The following is a 19,668-nucleotide window of genomic DNA, read 5'->3' as shown; positions in this document are numbered from 1 at the left end:
AATTAATGGGAATTTTTAAAATAATTATTTTGTTAAGTTTGTTTTTTAATTTATTATGTGCCAAGGATAAGGAGTTGAAAAATATATTTGATAAAACAGAAGTTAATGGAACCTTAGTTATTTCATCATTAGATGGTAAAAAAGAGTATATCTATAATAAAAAAAGAGCAATGACTAGATATATTCCAGCTTCTACTTTTAAAATACCAAATACACTTATTGTACTTGAGGAAAGAGTGATAAAAGATGAAAATGAAGTAATAAAATGGGATGGAGTTGTAAGGTCTTATGAACCTTGGAACAAAGACCAAACTCTGCAAAGTGCTATTTCAATTTCTTGTGTCTGGTATTATCAAAGATTTGCAAAAAAAATTGGTAATGATAAATATTTAGCTTATTTAAAAAAACTACATTATGGTAATGAAAAAACAGGTTCAGATGTGACAACTTTTTGGTTAGAAGGTGATTTGGAAATATCTGCATTTGAACAAATTGACTTTTTAAAAAGGCTTTATAATAATGATTTGCCTTTTAAACAAAAATATATAGATATAACTAAAAAAATACTAACAGTAGAAAAAACAAAAGAGTATACAATCAAGGCAAAGACTGGTTGGTCAGGAAAAATTGGCTGGTATGTTGGTTATGTGAAAAATAAAAAGGGTGTTTGGTTTTTTGCTTTAAATGCTGATATCTCAAATAAGCAATTAAAATTTAGAAAAGAAATAGTATTGCAAGCTTTAAAGGCAAAAAAAATAATATAGTCTTATTTTGATATACTTTTAATAAATTAGTGGAGTTGGAGAAAATAAATGATAAGTATGGAATTTTTAATTACTTCTTTAGTTGTAGTTTTAATACCTGGAACAGGTGTTTTATATACTGTTTCTAGTGGATTGTTTTTTGGTAAAAGAGCTAGCTTCTTTGCTTCACTTGGATGTACTTTAGGTATTGTTCCTTCCCTTTTAGCAAGTATTTTAGGATTGGCTGTTATTATTCATACTAGTGCTCTTGCATTTCAAATAGTAAAATATGCAGGAGTTGTTTATTTATTATATTTAGCATACTTGATGTGGAAATCAAATGATTCTTTATCTTTAAATGAAGAAATTAATGCTAAAGGAGTGTTATCAATAGCCTTAAAAGGATTTTTGATTAATATATTAAATCCTAAACTTACAATCTTCTTCTTAGCTTTTTTACCACAATTTCTACCAATAAATAATGCCTCTTATACAAGTGATATGCTAAGCTTAGGTGCAATCTTTATGCTTATGACTTTTATTGTTTTTATTTTATATGGATTGCTCGCAAATAGTATTCGAAATTATTTAATTAATTCTCAAAAAATTAGTAGATTTATACAGCGAGCTTTTGCTGGAACATTTGCTTTATTAGGGATAAAATTAGCTTTTGCAAATCAACAATAATAAATATACAAAAGGAAAATTAAATGAATTCGGAAATATCATTAATCATTGATATCGTAGTAAAAAATGGGCTAAGAGATAAACAAATTGAAGCCTTTAAAGAATTGGCTCCCTTTGTATTAAAAGAAGAAGGATGTATTCAATATGAACTAAAAGAAGTACAAGGAGATAAAAATAGATTTATTATCCTTGAAAAATGGGCTTCCAAAGAGGCACTTTTAGCACATGATAAAACTGTTCATATGATAGAAGCAGATTCAAAAAGTTCACTATTTAGGGAGAAAACAACTGTTTTAAAGCTTTTTGATATTTAAAATAAATAAAAGATTTGTATAGAAAGTTTGCTGATGATTGCTTTGCTACTTAATAGTATCTTTTTTCTTTTTCCTAATTGAATATGAAAAGCTCCTTTTATCATCTTTTGTATAGGATTGTGCGACAAATTTATAAAAGTAGGAGTGAAAGATGAATGTATTAATTGTATATTGTCATCCTGAATCCAAATCATTTAATGGATCATTAAAAAATGTTGCAAAAGAGACATTTGAGGCATAAGGTGATACAGTTGAAATTTCTGATTTATATGGTGAAAATTTTGATCCTGTTGAAAAAGCTGAGCATTATAAAAATAGAATAGATTTAGATAAGTTTGATCCATTATCTGAACAAAGAAATGCATACAAAACTGATACTCTTCCTGATGATGTAAAAAAAGAAATAGAAAAAATAGAAAAATGTGACTTACTTATTCTTCAATTTCCTATGTGGTGGCACCAACAACCAGCAATGCTAAAAGGTTGGTTTGATAGTGTTTTTGTTAGTGGAGGCTTATATACTAGTAAAATGAGATATGATAAAGGCTATTTTAAAGGAAAAAAAGCAATTTGTTCAGTCACTTCAGGAGCACCAAAAGCAACCTTTACAAAAAATGGTAGAGGTGGAGGAAAAATTGAAGTTTTACTAAAATCTATGAATTTTTCACTCCATTATATGGGCTTTACAGTACTTCCACCATTTTTGTCAACTGAAATACAAAATAAAGGATTTACATACATGTCTCCTGATAAATTTGATTTACATTTACAAGAAACTATGAACAAATTGGAAGAACATCTTAAAAACTTAGATAAAGAAGAGCCCTTAAACTTTCCAGGATGGGATGATTGGGATGAATTTGGTATTGAAAAATTATAGTCTTGAGTATGTAAAAGGAAAAAGTAAATGATAATAAAAGCAGTTTTTCATATTGATGAAATAGAAAAATGGGATTTAACTTTGGTAAATGTTGAAAATCTTTTAAAAGGCATTGATATAGAAAATTCATATATAGAAATTGTTGCAAATTCTAAGGCTGTACTTGCTTATAAAAAAGATTCTAATATAAGTGAAAAATTAGAAAAACTAGCTTCTAATAAAGTGGATATAATTGCATGTAACAATGCTTTAAAAAATCTCAATATTGGAAATGAGATGTTATACTCATTTATAAAAATAGTGCCAATAGGTGTCAAAGAGATAATTGTAAAACAACATGAAGGTTATGCTTATATAAAACCTTAATTAATAAATAAAGTGAACTAATGAATTTAGAAATAGAACATGCCCTTACCGTTTTTATGGCTTTTTTTGCAATTATGAATCCAATTGCAAATACTACTGTTTTTGCAGCGCTTACTGGTAGCGAAAATCAAGCTACACAAAAAATGATTGCTAGAAAATCTTTAATTATAACCTTTGTGATAATAGTTTTGTTTGTAATTTTAGGTAAATCGATTTTTCATCTATTTGGGATAACTCTTCCTGCTTTGAAAATAACTGGGGGTATTTTGATATTTTTAGTTGGTTATCATATGCTTCAAGGTTCAAATTCTAAGATGCATACAGCAAAAGAGAGTGAAGATACAGATGTAGCTATATCTCCTTTAGCTGTACCACTATTAGCAGGTCCTGGAACTATAGCAACAGCAATGAATTATTCTGCAAGTGGTGGTTGGATTGAGATTATTATTACTGTTGCTGTATTTGCTATTTTGTGTATTATTACTTATATTTGTTTTATATTTAGTTCTAAAATTGTATCAACTGTTGGTGAACATGGGCTTAGTCTAGTTACAAGATTGATGGGTTTAATTTTAGCGGTTATTGGTGTACAGATGTTAATAATAGGTATTAATTCAACATTTAAATTTTTATCTTAGCTTGATAGAAAAATATAAATTATTTATTATATTTTTCTATCTCTTTTACTGCTTTAACAGCTGCTGGAAGTAAGGATTCACTAAGTGCTGGATGGATGTATAACATTTCTTTTAGATGTCTTATATCATTGTTTATATGCATCACAGCCAAGACTTGATGTATCATTGTAGAACTCTCAGGACCTATCATATGACATCCTAGTATCTCATAGTTTTTTGGATTTATTATAAATTTTGTTACAGGGTATTCTAGTTTTGTTGACATAGCTTTTGAACTAGCAAGCCAATCTGTAGTTGTAGCTACATATTCTATATTTTGTTTTTGGGCTTCTTGTTCTGTTATTCCAACACTTGCAATTTCAGGTTCTGTAAAAACTGCATGGGGCATATATTTGAATTTTAACGGTTCTTTACAATCTTCAAATAAAACTTTTCCTAGATAATTTATCTCATATGCTGCTGCGTGTTGTAGCATATATTCGCCAGTAGCATCACCTACAACATAAACACCTTTTGCATCAGTTTCAAAGAATTCATTTTTTTGTATAAAACCTCTTTTATCTGTTTTTATAGAGGTGTTTTCTAATTTTAGACTAGAAGAGTTTGATTTTCTTCCTATTGCATAAAGTACCGCATCACAATTATGTTTTTTACTTGTTCCATCTTTATTTTCTAAGATCAAATCAAATTGATTATTTTTATAATCAATAGTTTTGATTGTTGTATTAAACTCAATATCAACTTTTTTGCTAAATTGTTCTTTAAATATCTTAGAGATATCTTCATCCTCTTTACTTAAAACATTTTCATTTCTTACTAAGAGTTTTGTTTTTATCCCTATAGCTGAAAAGAATCCAGCTAATTCACAAGCTATAAAACCAGCTCCAACTATTGAGATTGATTTTGGAATTTTCCCTTTTAATGGAAAAATATCATCACTAGTCCAAGCTTTTTCATGTTCTGGTTCTTTTGGCTTTGTTCCTGTAGCTATTACTATAGTTGGGGCAGTTAATTGTTGTTTATTAACCTCTACAATATTATTGGAAATAAAAGAACCCACCCCTCTAAAAACCTCTACATTTTCGTTAAATTTATTTTTATACATTTCATCAACTTGTGAAATGAAATCGTTTGTTTGTTTAAATATCTTTTTACTATCTATTTCATTAATTGTTGAGTCTATAAAGTGTCTATTTGATTCTTTTACAGCATTTGCAACATGAGCATAACCTATTAAAAGTTTTGAAGGGGTACAACCTCTATTTGAACATGTCCCACCTAAGCTTGATTTTTCTATAATGGCTACTTTTTTACCGGCTTTTCCAGCAGTTGCAGCTAAATTACTTGCTCTTCCTGCTCCAATTATGATTAAATCGAACTTTTTCATATTTTAGCCTTTAATATTTATTATATTTATTGTATACAAGAAATATTAATGGCTTGATTAGAGTTTAATATTAATTACTTTGTTTTTTGTAATAATTCATAATTTTTGTAGTAATTTATAGTTTCCATCAAAAGTAGAGCAATTATTCCCATAATCCAGTATATGAACCATTGTGAAATCATACCAATAAATCCACCTTCAGAATAATAATCATAAACTTGAAATGCTAAAAAAAATAGAACAGTTGATTTTAAAGAGATATCATTATTTTTATTGAAATTTATTATTTCATAATCTTTTAGTTTATATTTAAAATATAAAAATGCAAAAGCAATTGGAATCAATCCAACTATATATAAATAGTCCTCTTTTAGTATTTGTATTGTTTTATTCTCACCTAATACAAATAGATAAACTGCTATGATAGCAATAAAAGTTAAAGCAAAAAGATTAATTGGTTTATTCAAAATATTTCCTTGTATTTTTGTGATTTTATCAAAAAAAACATTAAGGATATAAAACTAAATAATTTAGTAAACTATAATAATAAATATAAAAGGTTTTATAATTGAATGATAATAATAGAAGTGTTGGATTATTTGGAGCTATTGCCATTGGTGTTGGTGGAATGGTGGGTGGAGGTATCTTTGCTGTTTTAGGTGAGGCTGTATCTTTAGCTCATGGAGCTACAGTTGTTGCTTTTTTATTAGCTGGTTTTGTAGCAATACTTACCTCTTACTCATATGCAAAACTATCTGTAAAATTTCAAAGTAAAGGTGGAACGGTAAGTTTTATTGATAATGCCTTTGGTCATAATTTTTTATCAGGAAGTGTTAATTTTATACTTTGGTTAAGTTATTTAGTAACTATTTCCTTGTATGCAGCAGCCTTTTCTTCTTATGCAGAAGTTTTATTTTTAGATAAATCTACATTTTTTATGAAGCATTTATTTATAAGCTTAGCTATTATTTTGCCTCTAATTATAAATCTAATAAGTGCTTCGTTTGTAAGTAAGTCTGAGACAATTATTGTGATTATAAAAGTAATATTACTAATAGTTATTATTGCTTCAAGTGCTTCATTTGTAGATACACAAAGATTCAATCCAAGTAATTGGAAAGATAGTTTTTCTATCTTAGTTGCAGGAATGGTTATTTTTGTTGCTTATGAGGGGTTTGAACTTATCGCAAATGCAGCAGAAGATATAAAAAATCCAAAATCAAATTTACCAAGAGCCTTTTATGGTTCTGTTATTTTAGTAATTATTCTTTATGTGTTAATTGCTTATATTACTGTGGGAACTGTGGATGAGAGTGTATTGCTTAAAGCAAAAGATTATGCTTTAGCAGTTGCTGCAAAGCCAGCTTTAGGACAAATAGGTTTTACTATTGTATCTATTGCTGCACTATTAGCAACTTTTTCAGCTATAAATGCAACAATTTATGGAAACGGACGATTAGGATTTATCCTTGCAATGGAGGGTGAACTTCCAAAAGAGCTTAATAAAGAGAAAAATAGTATTCCTAGTGTAAGTATTTTAGTAACTGCCTTTTTTAGTTTAATTTTGGCAAATAGTATTGACTTATCGCAAATTGCAATAATAGGAAGTGCTAGTTTTTTACTTATATTTTTTATTGTAAATATTGCTGCATTTAAACTATATAATCAAATAAATGCAAATAGAATTATTCTATTTATCTCTTGTCTTATTAGTTTTGTGGCATTATTAACTCTGCTTATACATACTTTTTTTACAAATAAACAATCAATAATCATATTTTTTGCTTTTATTATTGTGTCAATACTGTTTGAAGCTATTTATGGACGATTGGTTAGAAAATATATGCTTAATAGACCTTATTAATAGAATAAATAATATATAATAAAGAAATATATTTAAAGGAAAAACATGACATCTCGACCACTTTTTGAATTAACTGAACAAATCAATAATGAGCGTACTTGTGTTAACCACTTGTTGTTTCCTGCGCAATGTGAAACTCTTTGGCATAAGCATGAAAGAGATTATGTAATTGTTCCAATGCAAGATTGTGAACTTCTTATGGATAATGGGGAAGGATTCAAAAGTATTACTTTAAAATCAGGAGAATGTTATTACAAAGATGCAGGTGTTGAACATAATGTCGTCAATCCAAGCAATAAAGATATTACACTAATTGAAGTAGAATTTAAATAACTAATATCAAAATTAACCTATGTTAATGACAAAGCTTTTTTTCTTTGTATACTTCAAAATATTATCTGATTGTAATAAATGAAATAGTATTCTATATTCAATATTATCACAAGGAAAAAAATTGAATAGAGTATTTATAACAGATAAGATAACTGATCCTTATATAGAAAAAGAGGTTTTAGGCGATGAGTTATCAACTGAATTACATGAAGATATAGAAGTTCTTTTAGTTTGGCACAAAAAAATAACAAATGAGTATATTGATAAGTTGCCAAATCTAAAAGCATTAATTAGGTTTGGGGTCGGTTATGATGTCTTTTTAGATTTAGAGTATATCAAACAAAAGGGAATTTATGCTGCTAATACTCCTGATTATGGAACGGAAGAGGTTAGTGATACAGCAATTGCGATGATTATGAATATTGCTAGAGGTATCACAAGATATGATTATCGATGTAGAGATCACAGAGATGGTACTTGGCAAATCAATACTTTAGATAATATCAAAAGAACTAGTGATTATAAGCTTGGAGTAATTGGTGCTGGAAGAATAGGTGGAAGTGTTATTTTAAAAGCAAATGCTTTGAGATTTCAAACATATTTTTATGACCCTTATTTATCAAGTGGAACTGAGAAAATGTTAGGTGCAAAAAGAGTTGAGTCTTTAGATGAATTACTAGAAACTTGTGACATTATTTCTATAAATTGTCCATTAACATCTGAAACAAGTGCCTTAGTTGATGAAAAATTCATATCAAAAATGAAAAAGGGTGCTTCTATAGTAAATACAGCTCGTGGAGGTATTGTAAAAGATTTAGATGTATTTTATGAGCCTTTAAAATCTGGACATTTAAACTGCGTAAATCTTGATGTTATTCCAAATGAACCTCCTCAAAATGGTTTGATGTTAGATGCTTGGAGAGCAAAGGAAAATTGGCTTGATGGTAGATTTCTTATAAATCCACATTCTGCTTTTTATAGTGATAAAGCATATTTTGATATGAGGCAAAAAGCTGCATTAAATGCTAAAAGAGTATTAGATGGAAAAAAACCGATAAATATTGTTAATGGATTAAAATAGCAATTTTTTACTATACATAATTTAATTCATTTTCTATAATTCTCATTTTAAGGAGAGAGAGTGAATTTTAAAAGTGTTTCATTAGCATTAATTGTTGTTTTTATTTGGGGAGTTAATTTCTCAGTTATAAAGTTTGGATTAGAAGAGTTGCCTCCTATACTTTTTTCATCTTTAAGATTTTTTATAGTGGCTATTCCTGCTGTATTTTTTATACCTTTTCCTAAAACATCTGTTTGGAATGTTTTGGGAGTAGGGGTATTTTTAGGTGTTTTGAAATTTTCATTTTTATTTATTGCTATGAAATCAGATGCAAGTGCAGGAATTTCTTCTTTACTTTTACAAGCACAAGTTATATTTACAATAATTTTCAGTGTGATTATTTTTAAAGAAAAAGTTTCAATAGCACAATTAATAGGTATGTTGATTGCTTTTACTGGTTTTGGGTTTTTCTTTTTTCATGTAAATTCAAATATTACATTATTGGGACTTGTTTTGATACTAAGTGCTGCTATTTTTTGGTCAGTATCAAATGTAATTATGAAACAAATAAAAGATGTAAATCTTTTACATTTTATGGTTTGGGTAAGTTTAATTCCACCACTTCCTTTGTTTATACTCTCTTGTTTTTATGAGTCACACGAACCTTTAACTTTATTATTAAACTCTAGTGTTAAAACTTGGGCTTCTGTAGCTTACACTGGATATATCTCAACTTTGGTTGCTTTTGCTATTTGGGGATGGTTACTTAAAAATTATAACTCTGCTGTTGTTACTCCTTTTGCTTTAGTCATACCTGTTGTGGGAATCGTTAGTTCAAATATTTTACTTAATGAGCAATTGAGTTATATTGAGACAATAGGAGGGGTTTTAATTTTATTTGGATTGTCTATTTCTGTTTTAGGGAATAAGATTTATAAATTGGTTTTAAGAAGGGATAAAAGAAGAGTTTAAAACTCTTCTTTTATATCATTTTTAATTTATCTTTTTTTGTGTTGTAATTATCAATAATAACAGCACAAGCTGCATCACCTGTGATATTTAAAGCAGTTCTTGTCATATCAAACATTCTATCTAAGGCAATAAGTAAAGGTAAACCTTCTATTGGAATACCAGCTGCAATTAATACAGCAACTACTAAGAATGACGGACCAGGAACACCAGCTTGACCAATAGCACCAATTGTCGCTGTAAAGATAATAGCTACATACCCACCAAGACCTAGGTCTATATTATAAACTTGAGCAAAGAAAATTGCAACTAACCCATAATAAATAGCATTTCCACTCATATTGATAGTTGCACCTAATGGAAGTACAAAAGAACAAGTTGATTTAGAAATTTTAAGTTCTTCTTCACATGTTTTCATATTAACAGGAAGTGTTGCCATAGACGAAGCTGTTGATAAGGCTACTATTTGAGGTTTTTTCATAGCAGAAAGGAATTTAAGTATTGACATTTTTGAGAATAACTTAATAAGTAAAGGATAAAATCCATATCCATAAACCAATAAAGCACCCATATACACAAGAAATAGTTTCCCCACAAGTTTAAGCATCTCAAAACCATATGTTCCAACAGAATCAGCCATAAGTCCAAATACCCCAATTGGTGCTAAGAACATAACCATTGTTACCATCCAAATTAGTGCTTGAGTTGTAGCTTCTAAACTATTCATAATTGGAGCACTTTTTTCTTTTGGTACTTTTGAAAGAGCAATACCAAAAAATAGACAAAATACTAAGATTTGTAAGATATTTGCATCTAGAAGTGATTGGAAAATATTTGTTGGAATCATTCCTATAACTGTCTCTATTGCAGTTGGTAATTCACCTTTATCTGCATATTGGTTTGAGAACATATGATGAACACTACTTAAATCTAAACCAACACCTGGTTTAAATATTTCACCTGCAAGAAGAGCTAGGGCAACTGCAATTGCAGAAGTTGCAAGAAAAAATACAATTGTTCCCATTCCTACTCTTCCTGCACTTGGGCTATCACTTAAGTTAGCAGCACCAGAAATAATAGAAATAACTATCAATGGAATAACTAGCATTTTTATTAAATGAATAAAAATAGTACCTAAAGGAGCAAATATTGATGCCTCTTCTCCCATAATGATACCTATAACAGTACCCAAAATCATAGCAATCAAGATTTGAAATCCTATGTTTTTTAATAACGACTTCTTAGCCATATATTTCCTTTTTATATGTTTTAGTCATAAACTATAACTTTATTAAGTGTCTTAAAAGTGGCTTTTATTTTTATATTAGATAAAAATAAAAGTTTAAATTAATGGTTAATGCCCTCGTCCTAGCATTTCTGTAGCTTCTGTGATGATTAAAAATCCTTCAGGGTCATTCTTTTTTACTAGCTCTCTTAATTTTTGTAACTTATCAACTTTTACAACTATCAAAATCATTTTTTTATCTTCATTATCAAAAAGACCATCACCTTTTATTATAGTTCCTTGGGGTCCTAACTCATTTCTAATTAATTCTTTAAAAAGATCTGTTTTTTGAGTAACTAAATAGACAACTTTTTTATTAAGATTACCAGTTAACATTACATCAATAACCTTTGCTGTAATGTAAATACTTATGATACTCCATAATACTTTTCCTGTATCTTCAAGAATAAAAAGTGATGAAAAGATAATCATAGAGTCGATTACTAAAATAACTTGTCCAGGTTTTAATTCTGTTTTTGATGAAATTATTTTTGCCAAGATAGTTGAACCACCAGCTGTTGATTCTCCCTTTATAATAAAAGCCAATCCAATACCTACACAAATACCACCAAAAATAGCACCTAAAGCATCGTCTATAATAAAAGGTTTTAAATGAATTATTTGAGTTAGAAAGTCAATAAATACTGAAATTAAGATGATAGTAATGATAGTTCGAACAGCAAACATTTTTCCAAGGAATTTAATACTAAGTAAGATTAAAGGCAAATTAATTAAAACAATAATCGAACCAATAGTTAAGTTCGTTATATAGTGAATTAATAAAGCAAGTCCAGCAGTTCCTCCTGTAATTAGTTCACTTGGAGCAAAAAATCCAACAACTGCTAGTGCTAAAAATACAGAACCTACTATTATAAAGGCATAATTTTTTAGTTCATGTATTGAAAAAAAAGTATTCATATTAATCCTATTTTTGAATTATTGAATTTTAGCCATTTCTATTTAATATAATGGTTATTTTAGTATAATTCATATACTAAATGTAAAGAGAGAAAATGAATAATAAAAATATACCATTTCAAACAATAGATTGGTCAAATATACCAAAAATAGAGCATAAAGGTGAGTCTGGAGTTGCCTATTGGCAAACTTTAGAATTTCAAGGTTTAAGAGTAAGAGTTGTAACATATTCTGCAAATTATGTAGCTGATCATTGGTGTGAAAAGGGTCATATTGTTTATTGTTTAGAAGGTGAAGTTATTAATGAACAAAAAAATGGAGAAAGTTCTATTTTGAAACCTGGTATGTCATATATAGTTTCAGATGAATTAAGCTCACATCGTTCAGTTACAAAAGATGGTGTAAAACTATTAATAATAGATGGTGATTTTTTAAAACTAAAAAGTTGAACAAAATAGTATTTATTTTAATATATTTTTACATATAATGTGTAAAATTAATTATTGAGATTATATGAAAAGCTATAAAATATCTTTGTGTTATTTGATTTTATTTTTGCTATTTGTTTCTATTCCTTTAAAAGCAAATGTTCAATTAAATACTTCAAAAATAAAAAATTATAAAGTTATAAAATCTTTTTATACTGACTCTCAAAACAAATTTTTACTTATAAGGTCATATAGATATAATTCTAAATCTTTCTTTTTAAGTATCAATCTTAATAGCTTAAAAACATCCATAATAACTCAAAAAGAAAAAGTAAAATTAAAAAAAGCAGATAAGTCCATTTTAAAAAATACTAATTATGATATTTTGTCAAAAAAAGCATTGGAAAATATCTTCTCTTTATCAAATGCAGGTATAAGTGATAGTATAAAAAAGAAGCCCCATGAAATGTATCTTACAATTGATATGTGTCCTTCTTCTAAAAAAGGTTATGAGAAAGAATTATTTGAAAAGTTTTTGGATTTGAAAGAAGTAGATAAAAAGATTCCAATTGCTATTTCTATAACATATAGATGGGTAAAAGCACATAAAAAAGAGTTTTTATCACTTTTGAATAATAAAAAATTAGATATAACTTGGATAAATCATTCTCGAAATCATTATTATGATAAAAATCAAAAAGTACTAGAAAAAAACTTTATGCTTTATTTTAAAACTAATCTAGATATTGAAATTTTAGATGTGGAAAAAATGTTATTACTAAATAATCAAGTACCATCTATATTTTTTAGATTTCCAGGTCTAATATCAAGCGCAAAAATCAATAAAAGAGTGATAAAGGAATTTTCCTTAATTCCTCTTGGCACTAATAACTGGCTAGTAAAATCAAAAAAAGTTGCAATAGATGGAAATATAATCTTAATACATGGAAATTTAAATGAACATGAGGGGATAAAGAAGTTATTTAAAGATGTAAAAGATGTAAAATTATTTAAATCTATATATAATCCATTCTTAATTGTGGAAGAATAGATGTTTATAGATTGTGTAAAAAATGGATGTTAAATTTTTAAAATTTCCAAAAAATTCATAAAAATGACAAAACTATAAATTATTATTGTATAATTGTAAATATTTTTTGATGACTTTATACTGACTATTGAAATTTTCATTGTATGTATAATTTTCATTGGAAATATACATATTTAAAGGAAAAAAGAAAAATGCAAATTTATGTGGGTAATATGTCTTACGGTACAACAGAAGAGGGTTTAACTACTTTGTTTTCACAATATGGGGAAGTAAGTAGTGTAAAATTAATAACAGATAGAGATACTGGTAGAGCAAAAGGTTTTGGTTTTGTTGCTATGAATGATGATAGCGCAGCACTAAAAGCTATTGAAGAATTAAATGGTAAAGAGTATGATGGAAGAACTTTAAGAATTAATGAAGCTAAACCAAAAGAAGATAAACCAAGAAGAGAATTCAACAATAGATATTAATCTAAAACTTTAAAAAGGGTCTTATCCCTTTTTAAATCCTCCTTTAAACATACAAAATCTCCAAACTATTTTTATAAATAAGGTATTTCATGCAAATCACTCAATTAAAAGAATTAATATTGCAGAATTTAAAAAATAGCACAAACGAATTTAAAAGAGTTTTTCATGGAAGAGGCAACTTTTATGAAGATTTCAACTATTTGAGTGTTGACAGAATTGATAAAGTTTTACTTGTAAGCTTATTTCAAAGTGTTGATGAAGGATTAGAATATGATTTAAAGAAAATGTTTAATGAAATATTTGAAGAAATCAGTTTTTCTTCTTTGATTATTCAAAAAAGATATTTAAAAGAAGACTCTTATGAAGTATTAAGAGGTAGTTTACCAAATTATGCATATGCAATAGAGAATACTCTTAAATATAATATTAATTTTTCAAATCAAAACATAGGTTTATTTCCTGATATGAAAATAGGGCGAGAATTTATTAAATCAATATCAAAAGATAAAAATATTTTAAATCTTTTCTCATATACTTGTGCTTTTTCAGTAGTCTCAATTAGTGCAGGGGCAAAACAAGTTGTAAATGTAGATATGTCAAAGGGTGCACTAAGTACTGGAAGAGAAAATCATAGAATAAATAATTTGGATACTAAAAATGTAAAGTTTTTACCATATAATATATTAAAATCTTGGAGTCGAATAAAAAAGTTTGCTCCATATGATATTATCATTATTGATCCTCCATCTTTTCAAAAGGGAAGTTTTGCAGCGAGTAAAGATTATGAAAAAATTATTCGAAGATTAAAAGAATTAGCAAGTGATAATTGTATAGTATTATCTTGTTTAAATGCCCCAGAGCTTGATACAAATTTTATAAAAGATATATTTAAAAAAAATGCTAATGAATTTGAATTTATAAATAGATTGGATAACTTAGATACTTTTCCAAGTAATAATGAAGAAAAAAGCTTAAAAAATATGGTTTTTAAAAGGAAATCTATTGATTAATTCTAAGTTATGTCCCTTCTGTGGCAAAGAAAACTTGTGTGAATCAAATATTCCAAATAATAATTGTTGGTGCAATAATATAAAAATACCTATAGAATTAAGAGACTTAATACCTCAAGAAAAAAGAATGAAAGCTTGTATTTGCAAAAAATGCATTTTAGCTTTTGAAGAAAATAAAAAGAAATTTATTAAAGTACACTATAAAATATAGATAAGTTCAAATAATATTTGATAGAATCCTATATACTTTAATAGTGGGGAATAAAATGATTGAAAAAAACCGTTGGCTTATGGCATTATCTGCTGTTGGTGTTCATTTATGTATTGGTTCTGTATATGCATGGAGTGTATATGTAAAACCAATTCAAGAACAAATGTCTTGGAATCTAACTGATGTAACAATTGCCTTTAGTATTGCGATATTTTTTTTAGGATTATCTGCTGCTGTGATGGGTAAATTTGTTGAGAGAAATGGTCCTAAAGTTTCTGCATTAATTGCTGCTTCTTTATTTGGATTAGGAACAATGGGTTCTGGTCTTGCAATAATGATGGAATCAAAACTGCTTTTATACTTTTTTTATGGAGTTTTAGGTGGTTGTGGTTTAGGAATAGGTTATATTTCTCCTGTTTCTACTTTGGTTAAGTGGTTTCCTGATAAAAGAGGTATGGCAACAGGACTTGCTATTATGGGATTTGGTTTTGCTTCAGCTATTTGGGGACCAACTATTAAAATACTTATAGGTAAAGTTGGGATTTCCAGCACTTTTTTTATACTAGGTTTTGCTTATTTTGTAATCATGTCTTTATCTGCTTTATATTTACAAGCTCCACAAAAAGATTATATGCCTGAATATTTTAAGAAAAAGTTAAAAGAAGGGAAGAAAAAACTAAAAGAAGATTTACAAAGTCTTGGATTAAATGAAGCTATGAAAACACCAAGGTTTTATGGTCTTTGGTTAATGTTATTTATAAATGTGACTTGTGGAATTGCTATTATTGGTGTGGCTTCTCCTTTGTTACAAGAAGTGATAGGTTTATCTGCTTTATCTGCTGCAGCAGCTGTTGGTCTTATGGGAATATTTAATGGAGCAGGAAGAATTGCCTGGGCTTCATTATCTGATTATTTAACAAGACCTGTAGTTTATATAATCTTTTTCTTTACACAAGCTATTGCATTTTATATGTTACCTTCTATTACTGAAGTTATTATATTCCAATTTGTGTTATATTTTATAATGTCTTGTTATGGAGGAGGATTTGCTTCTATTCCAGCTTATATCGGAGATATATTTGGAACAAAAGAATTAGGTGCTATTCATGGTTATATTTTAACTGCATGGGCAGCTGCAGGACTTGTGGGTCCATTGATTATTTCAATTGTAAAAGATATGACTGGAAGTTATTCTCAAACACTTTATGTATTTGCAGGATTTTTTATTGTGGCATTAATTATTTCATTGGCAATGCTTGTAAATATAAATAAAATAAGAAAGAGTAAAAATTAATAAAATAATATTTTTAATATTTTAATTTATAAAATAGAACTCTTTAGTTATAATGAAATTAAATAAAATAACAAGAAGAGTAGTGAGTCAATTTTCAATATCTGATGATTTAAAAAATCTAAACTTAACAAATATAAAAGATAACCTTTTTAGCTATAAATATGATATAAAAAGGTTATCTGCTTATTTTCAAAATCCTACAGAAGAACTAGAACATTTTTATAGTAGTTTTAAAGGTGAAGTTTATGAAAATATAATTTATGAACTACTTTTAGAATATGCAAAAACTGCCCCTGAAATAAAAAAATTTATTTTAAAAGGTCCTCACCAAAAAAGAGATTTGATTCAAAATAAAAGTGGGCTATTGATTGATAATAGTAATCAAATAGTTTATAAAGCTTCGTATAAAGATATAAGTGAATTTGATGCACTTTTTTTTACAAATAATGAAATATATTTTGTGGAAATGAGTACTTCTAAAAAAACTGCAAGTTTAAACAAAAGATTATTTAAAAAGCAAGCTTTATTAAAAGTATTATTTCCTTATTTAGAAGTAAAGGCTTTGATTGTTTTAACTAAAGGTTCGGTTGGACTTAATAATTTCCCTTCATACTGTACTGTTTGGGTTACAAATGATTTTGAAGATGAAGATTTTTTAAAAGAGCTTATTGAGAGAAAAAGACAGAAAAAGATTACTTTTCCTAGTGAAAAAAAAGACTCAAAATTCACAGAAGCAAATACAATTTCTCATTCAAATTTTAAATATTTTCAAACATTAAAATGGATACTTTATAAAGCTAGATCTCATAAGAATTTCAGTGTAGATTTAGGGTTTTTTAATAGCAAAGATTTAAATTTATATTTTGATATATATACAAAACTTTATATTGGTTATCTAAAAATAGAAGATTTTAGACAAATTGTAAAAGATTATGATTATGAAGTGCGAGATGATAAAGTAATAGTAAGTATTGAAAAAATAAATCAAAAAACTTATGGAATAGTTTATTATCCCAAAAATAAAAATGGCCAATTAAAACGAGTAAAAATTGATGAAACAACTATTAAAATAAAAGATAAAGAAGCAGAAGGTTTTACTAATGCTGAAATAAAATTTATGCTGAATGTCTTAGATGAAAAATTTGTTTTGACTTTAAATGACATAAATCACATAAATAAAAACATTTCAATAATAAAAACTTTTTAATTACTACTTATATCTTATACTTTTTTCAAGAGACTTAGTAACTTGAAATTTTACCATTTGTTTAAATGGAACTAAAAAATTATTTAAAGAATTTTTATCTATATTCTCTATATTATGTTTATTTAATAGTTTTAAAAGAACTAAAGTAGACTCAATTGTAGATAAACAATAATCAGATGGTTGTTTCTTAAATTCATAGGCAGAACTATTTTCATAATTAAAACTTATTTTAGGCAATAAACTTAAATTTGTACTTGATTTTAATATCTTTTTAGAACAAGCCCAAGTAGAATCAATTAGAAATATTACTTTTTGTTTTTTCTCTTCTATTTTGCTTTTACTCAAGTTTATGGAATCAATTCCTGGATAAAGAATATAACACGAGTTATTAGTATCATTAATTATTGAATTCAACTCTTTATTTAAAGAAAAATCAATACCAACAAAAATTTTGCTGTTTGTAAGTGATTTGTGAGTTATTTTACCTGTATTATTTTTTGTTTTTCTAAACTCTTTTGGATGCATCAAAAATACAAACTTGGTATTTGTATTAAATGGTTTAATTAAACCACAAAGGCAACTCATTTTTGCTCTATTACAATCATAACAATATTCTCTAGTATTTATCATTTCGTATTATATTGTAACTTTATTATAAAGAAATTAATAGTAACAAAGGTTTTTTATGCTAATCGGTAGTATTATTAAGCTACTATTAAGAATTGTATAGATAAGATTGGTATATTTATTGTAGGGGAGGTGTGTAATGAATAGTATTAACAATGTTCAAATGAATGCATTTATGGCTCATAGTTCAAATATGAATCAAAATGTAGAAATTAATGCAAGTACTAATACAGATAAAAACATACCAAAAGTTGAAAATAGTTCTGAAAATGATATAAATAATCAAGCAGTAAATGTATCGATTTCGATGCAAAGTATGCTTGTTTATGTACAAGTTAGAAGTTTAGAGTTTGTTCAAACAAATACAGAAGCTCAAGACATGTTACATAATATATTTAATAACAAAGAGGTTTTCCATTTTTTAGATGGTAGCGATAGTTCTAATGGTCTAAATCTTAAAGATTTAGGTTATGAAGGAAAACCAATCACTCAATTAACTGCTCAAGAAGCTAAAGATTTAGTTTCAGATGAAGGTTTCTTTGGTGTATCAAAAACTTCAGAAAGAGTTTCAACTTTTGCGTTTAGTATTAGTAATAATGATGTTGAGCTTTTAAAAAAATCACGAGAAGGTCTTGTACAAGGTTTTGAAGAAGCTGAAAAACTTTGGGGAGGAAAACTTCCTGAAATATCTTATCAAACTCAAGATAAAACTTTAGAACTTGTAGATAAAAGAATAGCAGAACTATTAAATAAAGATAAAAATTCTAGTGAAGATGAAACTAGCCAATTGGGAGATAGCCCTGCTGAAGCCCTAAAAGAAGAGAAATCAGCTAAAGAGAAAACAAAAGAGAGCTAAGCTAAATTAGCTCTTCTTTTTTCTCTCTCTTTTCTTTTGTTTTTCATTTTTGTTAAAGCAAGTTTTCTCATATCAGCAATAGTGTCTGATTCATCCATTATTTCTAATCCAAGCAATGTCTCAATACAATCTTCAAGGGTAACTATACCTTCTGTTTGATCATAATTATCAAGTACAACAAACATATGTTCTCTTTTTTTGATAAAAGTATTTAATACTTTTGAGACTGGAATATTTTCATTTAAAGCAAAAACAGGTCCCATAATAGAATCTATTGTCACTTCGCTATCTCTAATTGCTTGTTTAAATATTTTTTTAGTTAGAACAATTCCTACCACATTGTCAATTGTTCCATCATATATTGGAACCCTTGAGAATTTGTATGTTCTTTTATCTTCTAAAATATCTTTTATTTTTGTATTTTTTTCAATTGCATACATTACAGATCTAGGTGTTAAAATTTCTTTTACTTTTATACTATGTAGTGTTAAAGTATTTTCAATAATATCAGATTCTAAATCTCCAATAATACCTTCTTCTTCACTTAAAAGAGTTGAGTGAATTAATTCTTCCCTTGAAATGGAATCACTAGAAAAATCACCATTAGCAATTTTCTTTGTTACAAATTGAGTTACTATAATTATTGGATAAGTTATAAAAATACAGAATCTAATAATAATTGCTGCAAGAGGTGCTAATTGTTTCCAGTAAACTGCTCCAATTGTTTTTGGAATAATTTCTGCAACAAAAAGTATTAAGAATGTCAAAATAATAGAAATAATAATGACAAAAGATGATTCACCACCAAATATCGCATTTGCCTGTACACCAATAGCTGTTGCCCCAAGTGTATTTGCAATAGTATTTAAGATTAGAATTGATGCAATTGATTTATCTATATCTTGTTTTAGACTTTTTAGAAGTTTACCAGATTTTGGTTTTTCTTTTTCTATAACAGAAATATAAGAAACATTTAACGAAAGAATAATTGACTCTAAGACAGAGCACAAAAATGAAACACCGATAACTAAAACAAATAGTAATATTAGAAGTTCCATATTATCCTACTG

Annotated in this window: 24 protein-coding genes; 18 read left to right on the top strand and 6 right to left on the bottom strand. The window is 27.3% G+C overall.

Annotated features, from left to right (window positions below):
• The first annotated feature begins 5 nt into the window (after positions 1-5).
• The 6 genes from blaOXA (at position 6) to ACNI3D_RS10385 (ending at position 3,628) form a co-directional block, all read left to right on the top strand.
• Positions 6-764, top strand: coding sequence for a class D beta-lactamase (gene blaOXA / locus ACNI3D_RS10410; protein WP_419766931.1), 759 nt, complete (start codon positions 6-8; stop codon positions 762-764).
• A gap of 57 nt (positions 765-821) precedes the next feature.
• Positions 822-1,430, top strand: a complete 609-nt coding sequence (locus ACNI3D_RS10405; protein ID WP_419766930.1) for a LysE family translocator — start codon at positions 822-824, stop codon at positions 1,428-1,430.
• 23 nt (positions 1,431-1,453) lie between these two features.
• On the top strand, positions 1,454-1,744 hold the full coding sequence (locus ACNI3D_RS10400) for a putative quinol monooxygenase (RefSeq protein WP_129101116.1): 291 nt from the start codon (positions 1,454-1,456) through the stop codon (positions 1,742-1,744).
• Positions 1,745-2,000: 256 nt separating this feature from the next.
• Positions 2,001-2,624 (top strand): NAD(P)H-dependent oxidoreductase, encoded by a 624-nt coding sequence (locus ACNI3D_RS10395; protein ID WP_419768991.1) that lies wholly within the window; start codon positions 2,001-2,003, stop codon positions 2,622-2,624.
• 27 nt (positions 2,625-2,651) lie between these two features.
• Positions 2,652-2,990, top strand: coding sequence for a DsrE family protein (locus ACNI3D_RS10390; RefSeq protein ID WP_419766929.1), 339 nt, complete (start codon positions 2,652-2,654; stop codon positions 2,988-2,990).
• Positions 2,991-3,010: 20 nt separating this feature from the next.
• The gene (locus tag ACNI3D_RS10385; RefSeq protein WP_419766928.1) at positions 3,011-3,628 is read left to right on the top strand and encodes a MarC family protein; all 618 of its coding nucleotides are present in this window, start codon (positions 3,011-3,013) and stop codon (positions 3,626-3,628) included.
• A gap of 19 nt (positions 3,629-3,647) precedes the next feature.
• On the opposite strand, the gene ACNI3D_RS10380 is transcribed toward ACNI3D_RS10385, so the two are convergent.
• Positions 3,648-5,015, bottom strand: a complete 1,368-nt coding sequence (locus ACNI3D_RS10380) for a dihydrolipoyl dehydrogenase family protein (protein WP_419766927.1) — start codon at positions 5,013-5,015, stop codon at positions 3,648-3,650.
• A gap of 74 nt (positions 5,016-5,089) precedes the next feature.
• Positions 5,090-5,482 (bottom strand): hypothetical protein, encoded by a 393-nt coding sequence (locus ACNI3D_RS10375; protein WP_419766926.1) that lies wholly within the window; start codon positions 5,480-5,482, stop codon positions 5,090-5,092.
• 101 nt (positions 5,483-5,583) lie between these two features.
• Between ACNI3D_RS10375 and ACNI3D_RS10370 the strand changes: the two genes are divergently transcribed.
• The 4 genes from ACNI3D_RS10370 to ACNI3D_RS10355 all read left to right on the top strand — a co-directional run bounded on the left by ACNI3D_RS10370 (position 5,584) and on the right by ACNI3D_RS10355 (position 9,244).
• The gene (locus ACNI3D_RS10370; protein ID WP_419766925.1) at positions 5,584-6,879 is read left to right on the top strand and encodes an APC family permease; all 1,296 of its coding nucleotides are present in this window, start codon (positions 5,584-5,586) and stop codon (positions 6,877-6,879) included.
• A 45-nt stretch (positions 6,880-6,924) separates the two neighbouring features.
• Positions 6,925-7,212, top strand: coding sequence for a cupin domain-containing protein (locus ACNI3D_RS10365; RefSeq protein ID WP_419766924.1), 288 nt, complete (start codon positions 6,925-6,927; stop codon positions 7,210-7,212).
• 121 nt (positions 7,213-7,333) lie between these two features.
• Positions 7,334-8,293 (top strand): C-terminal binding protein, encoded by a 960-nt coding sequence (locus ACNI3D_RS10360; RefSeq protein WP_164969770.1) that lies wholly within the window; start codon positions 7,334-7,336, stop codon positions 8,291-8,293.
• Positions 8,294-8,353: 60 nt separating this feature from the next.
• Complete coding sequence (locus ACNI3D_RS10355) at positions 8,354-9,244, top strand: EamA family transporter (protein ID WP_419766923.1); 891 nt, start codon at positions 8,354-8,356, stop codon at positions 9,242-9,244.
• A gap of 10 nt (positions 9,245-9,254) precedes the next feature.
• Here the strand turns inward: ACNI3D_RS10355 and ACNI3D_RS10350 are convergent, their stop codons facing one another.
• Together ACNI3D_RS10350 and ACNI3D_RS10345 are read right to left on the bottom strand one after the other, a co-directional pair.
• On the bottom strand, positions 9,255-10,490 hold the full coding sequence (locus ACNI3D_RS10350) for a dicarboxylate/amino acid:cation symporter (RefSeq protein ID WP_129101107.1): 1,236 nt from the start codon (positions 10,488-10,490) through the stop codon (positions 9,255-9,257).
• A gap of 105 nt (positions 10,491-10,595) precedes the next feature.
• Positions 10,596-11,444, bottom strand: a complete 849-nt coding sequence (locus ACNI3D_RS10345; RefSeq protein WP_419766922.1) for a YitT family protein — start codon at positions 11,442-11,444, stop codon at positions 10,596-10,598.
• 95 nt (positions 11,445-11,539) lie between these two features.
• Here ACNI3D_RS10345 and ACNI3D_RS10340 point away from each other — a divergent pair, with 95 nt between their 5' ends.
• From ACNI3D_RS10340 to ACNI3D_RS10310, 7 genes are all read left to right on the top strand, one after another.
• Positions 11,540-11,893 carry a DHCW motif cupin fold protein gene (locus tag ACNI3D_RS10340; protein ID WP_419766921.1) on the top strand — a complete coding sequence of 118 codons (354 nt, stop codon included), beginning with the start codon at positions 11,540-11,542 and terminating at the stop codon, positions 11,891-11,893.
• Between the two features lie 64 nt (positions 11,894-11,957).
• Entirely contained in the window at positions 11,958-12,923 is a 966-nt protein-coding gene (locus tag ACNI3D_RS10335; protein ID WP_419766920.1) for a polysaccharide deacetylase family protein, read from the top strand.
• 191 nt (positions 12,924-13,114) lie between these two features.
• Positions 13,115-13,393 (top strand): RNA-binding regulator, encoded by a 279-nt coding sequence (gene rbp / locus ACNI3D_RS10330; protein WP_129101103.1) that lies wholly within the window; start codon positions 13,115-13,117, stop codon positions 13,391-13,393.
• 89 nt (positions 13,394-13,482) lie between these two features.
• Complete coding sequence (locus ACNI3D_RS10325; protein WP_419766919.1) at positions 13,483-14,403, top strand: class I SAM-dependent methyltransferase; 921 nt, start codon at positions 13,483-13,485, stop codon at positions 14,401-14,403.
• Positions 14,396-14,614 carry a cysteine-rich CWC family protein gene (locus ACNI3D_RS10320; protein WP_419766918.1) on the top strand — a complete coding sequence of 73 codons (219 nt, stop codon included), beginning with the start codon at positions 14,396-14,398 and terminating at the stop codon, positions 14,612-14,614. Before ACNI3D_RS10325 ends, ACNI3D_RS10320 begins: the two co-directional genes overlap by 8 nt.
• A gap of 55 nt (positions 14,615-14,669) precedes the next feature.
• Positions 14,670-15,908, top strand: coding sequence for an L-lactate MFS transporter (locus ACNI3D_RS10315; RefSeq protein WP_419766917.1), 1,239 nt, complete (start codon positions 14,670-14,672; stop codon positions 15,906-15,908).
• Positions 15,909-15,990: 82 nt separating this feature from the next.
• Positions 15,991-17,115, top strand: a complete 1,125-nt coding sequence (locus ACNI3D_RS10310) for a protein kinase family protein (RefSeq protein WP_419766916.1) — start codon at positions 15,991-15,993, stop codon at positions 17,113-17,115.
• Positions 17,116-17,118: 3 nt separating this feature from the next.
• On the opposite strand, the gene ACNI3D_RS10305 is transcribed toward ACNI3D_RS10310, so the two are convergent.
• Positions 17,119-17,745: a tRNA-uridine aminocarboxypropyltransferase gene (locus tag ACNI3D_RS10305; protein ID WP_419766915.1), complete on the bottom strand. Its 627-nt coding sequence runs from the start codon at positions 17,743-17,745 to the stop codon at positions 17,119-17,121.
• A 136-nt stretch (positions 17,746-17,881) separates the two neighbouring features.
• Here ACNI3D_RS10305 and ACNI3D_RS10300 point away from each other — a divergent pair, with 136 nt between their 5' ends.
• Positions 17,882-18,598, top strand: coding sequence for a hypothetical protein (locus tag ACNI3D_RS10300; protein WP_419766914.1), 717 nt, complete (start codon positions 17,882-17,884; stop codon positions 18,596-18,598).
• Here the strand turns inward: ACNI3D_RS10300 and ACNI3D_RS10295 are convergent.
• Entirely contained in the window at positions 18,595-19,656 is a 1,062-nt protein-coding gene (locus tag ACNI3D_RS10295; RefSeq protein WP_419766913.1) for a CNNM domain-containing protein, read from the bottom strand. The two genes, ACNI3D_RS10300 and ACNI3D_RS10295, sit on opposite strands and share 4 nt — an antisense overlap.
• Positions 19,657-19,668 lie beyond the last annotated feature (12 nt).

The sequence above is a fragment of the Arcobacter siniprincipis (SeqCode) genome, assembly GCF_048571125.1.
GTDB classification, from domain to species: Bacteria; Campylobacterota; Campylobacteria; order Campylobacterales; family Arcobacteraceae; genus Arcobacter; species Arcobacter siniprincipis.
Note: the sequence above shows the minus strand (reverse complement) of the source record. Positions and strands in the feature narration are given on the sequence as shown.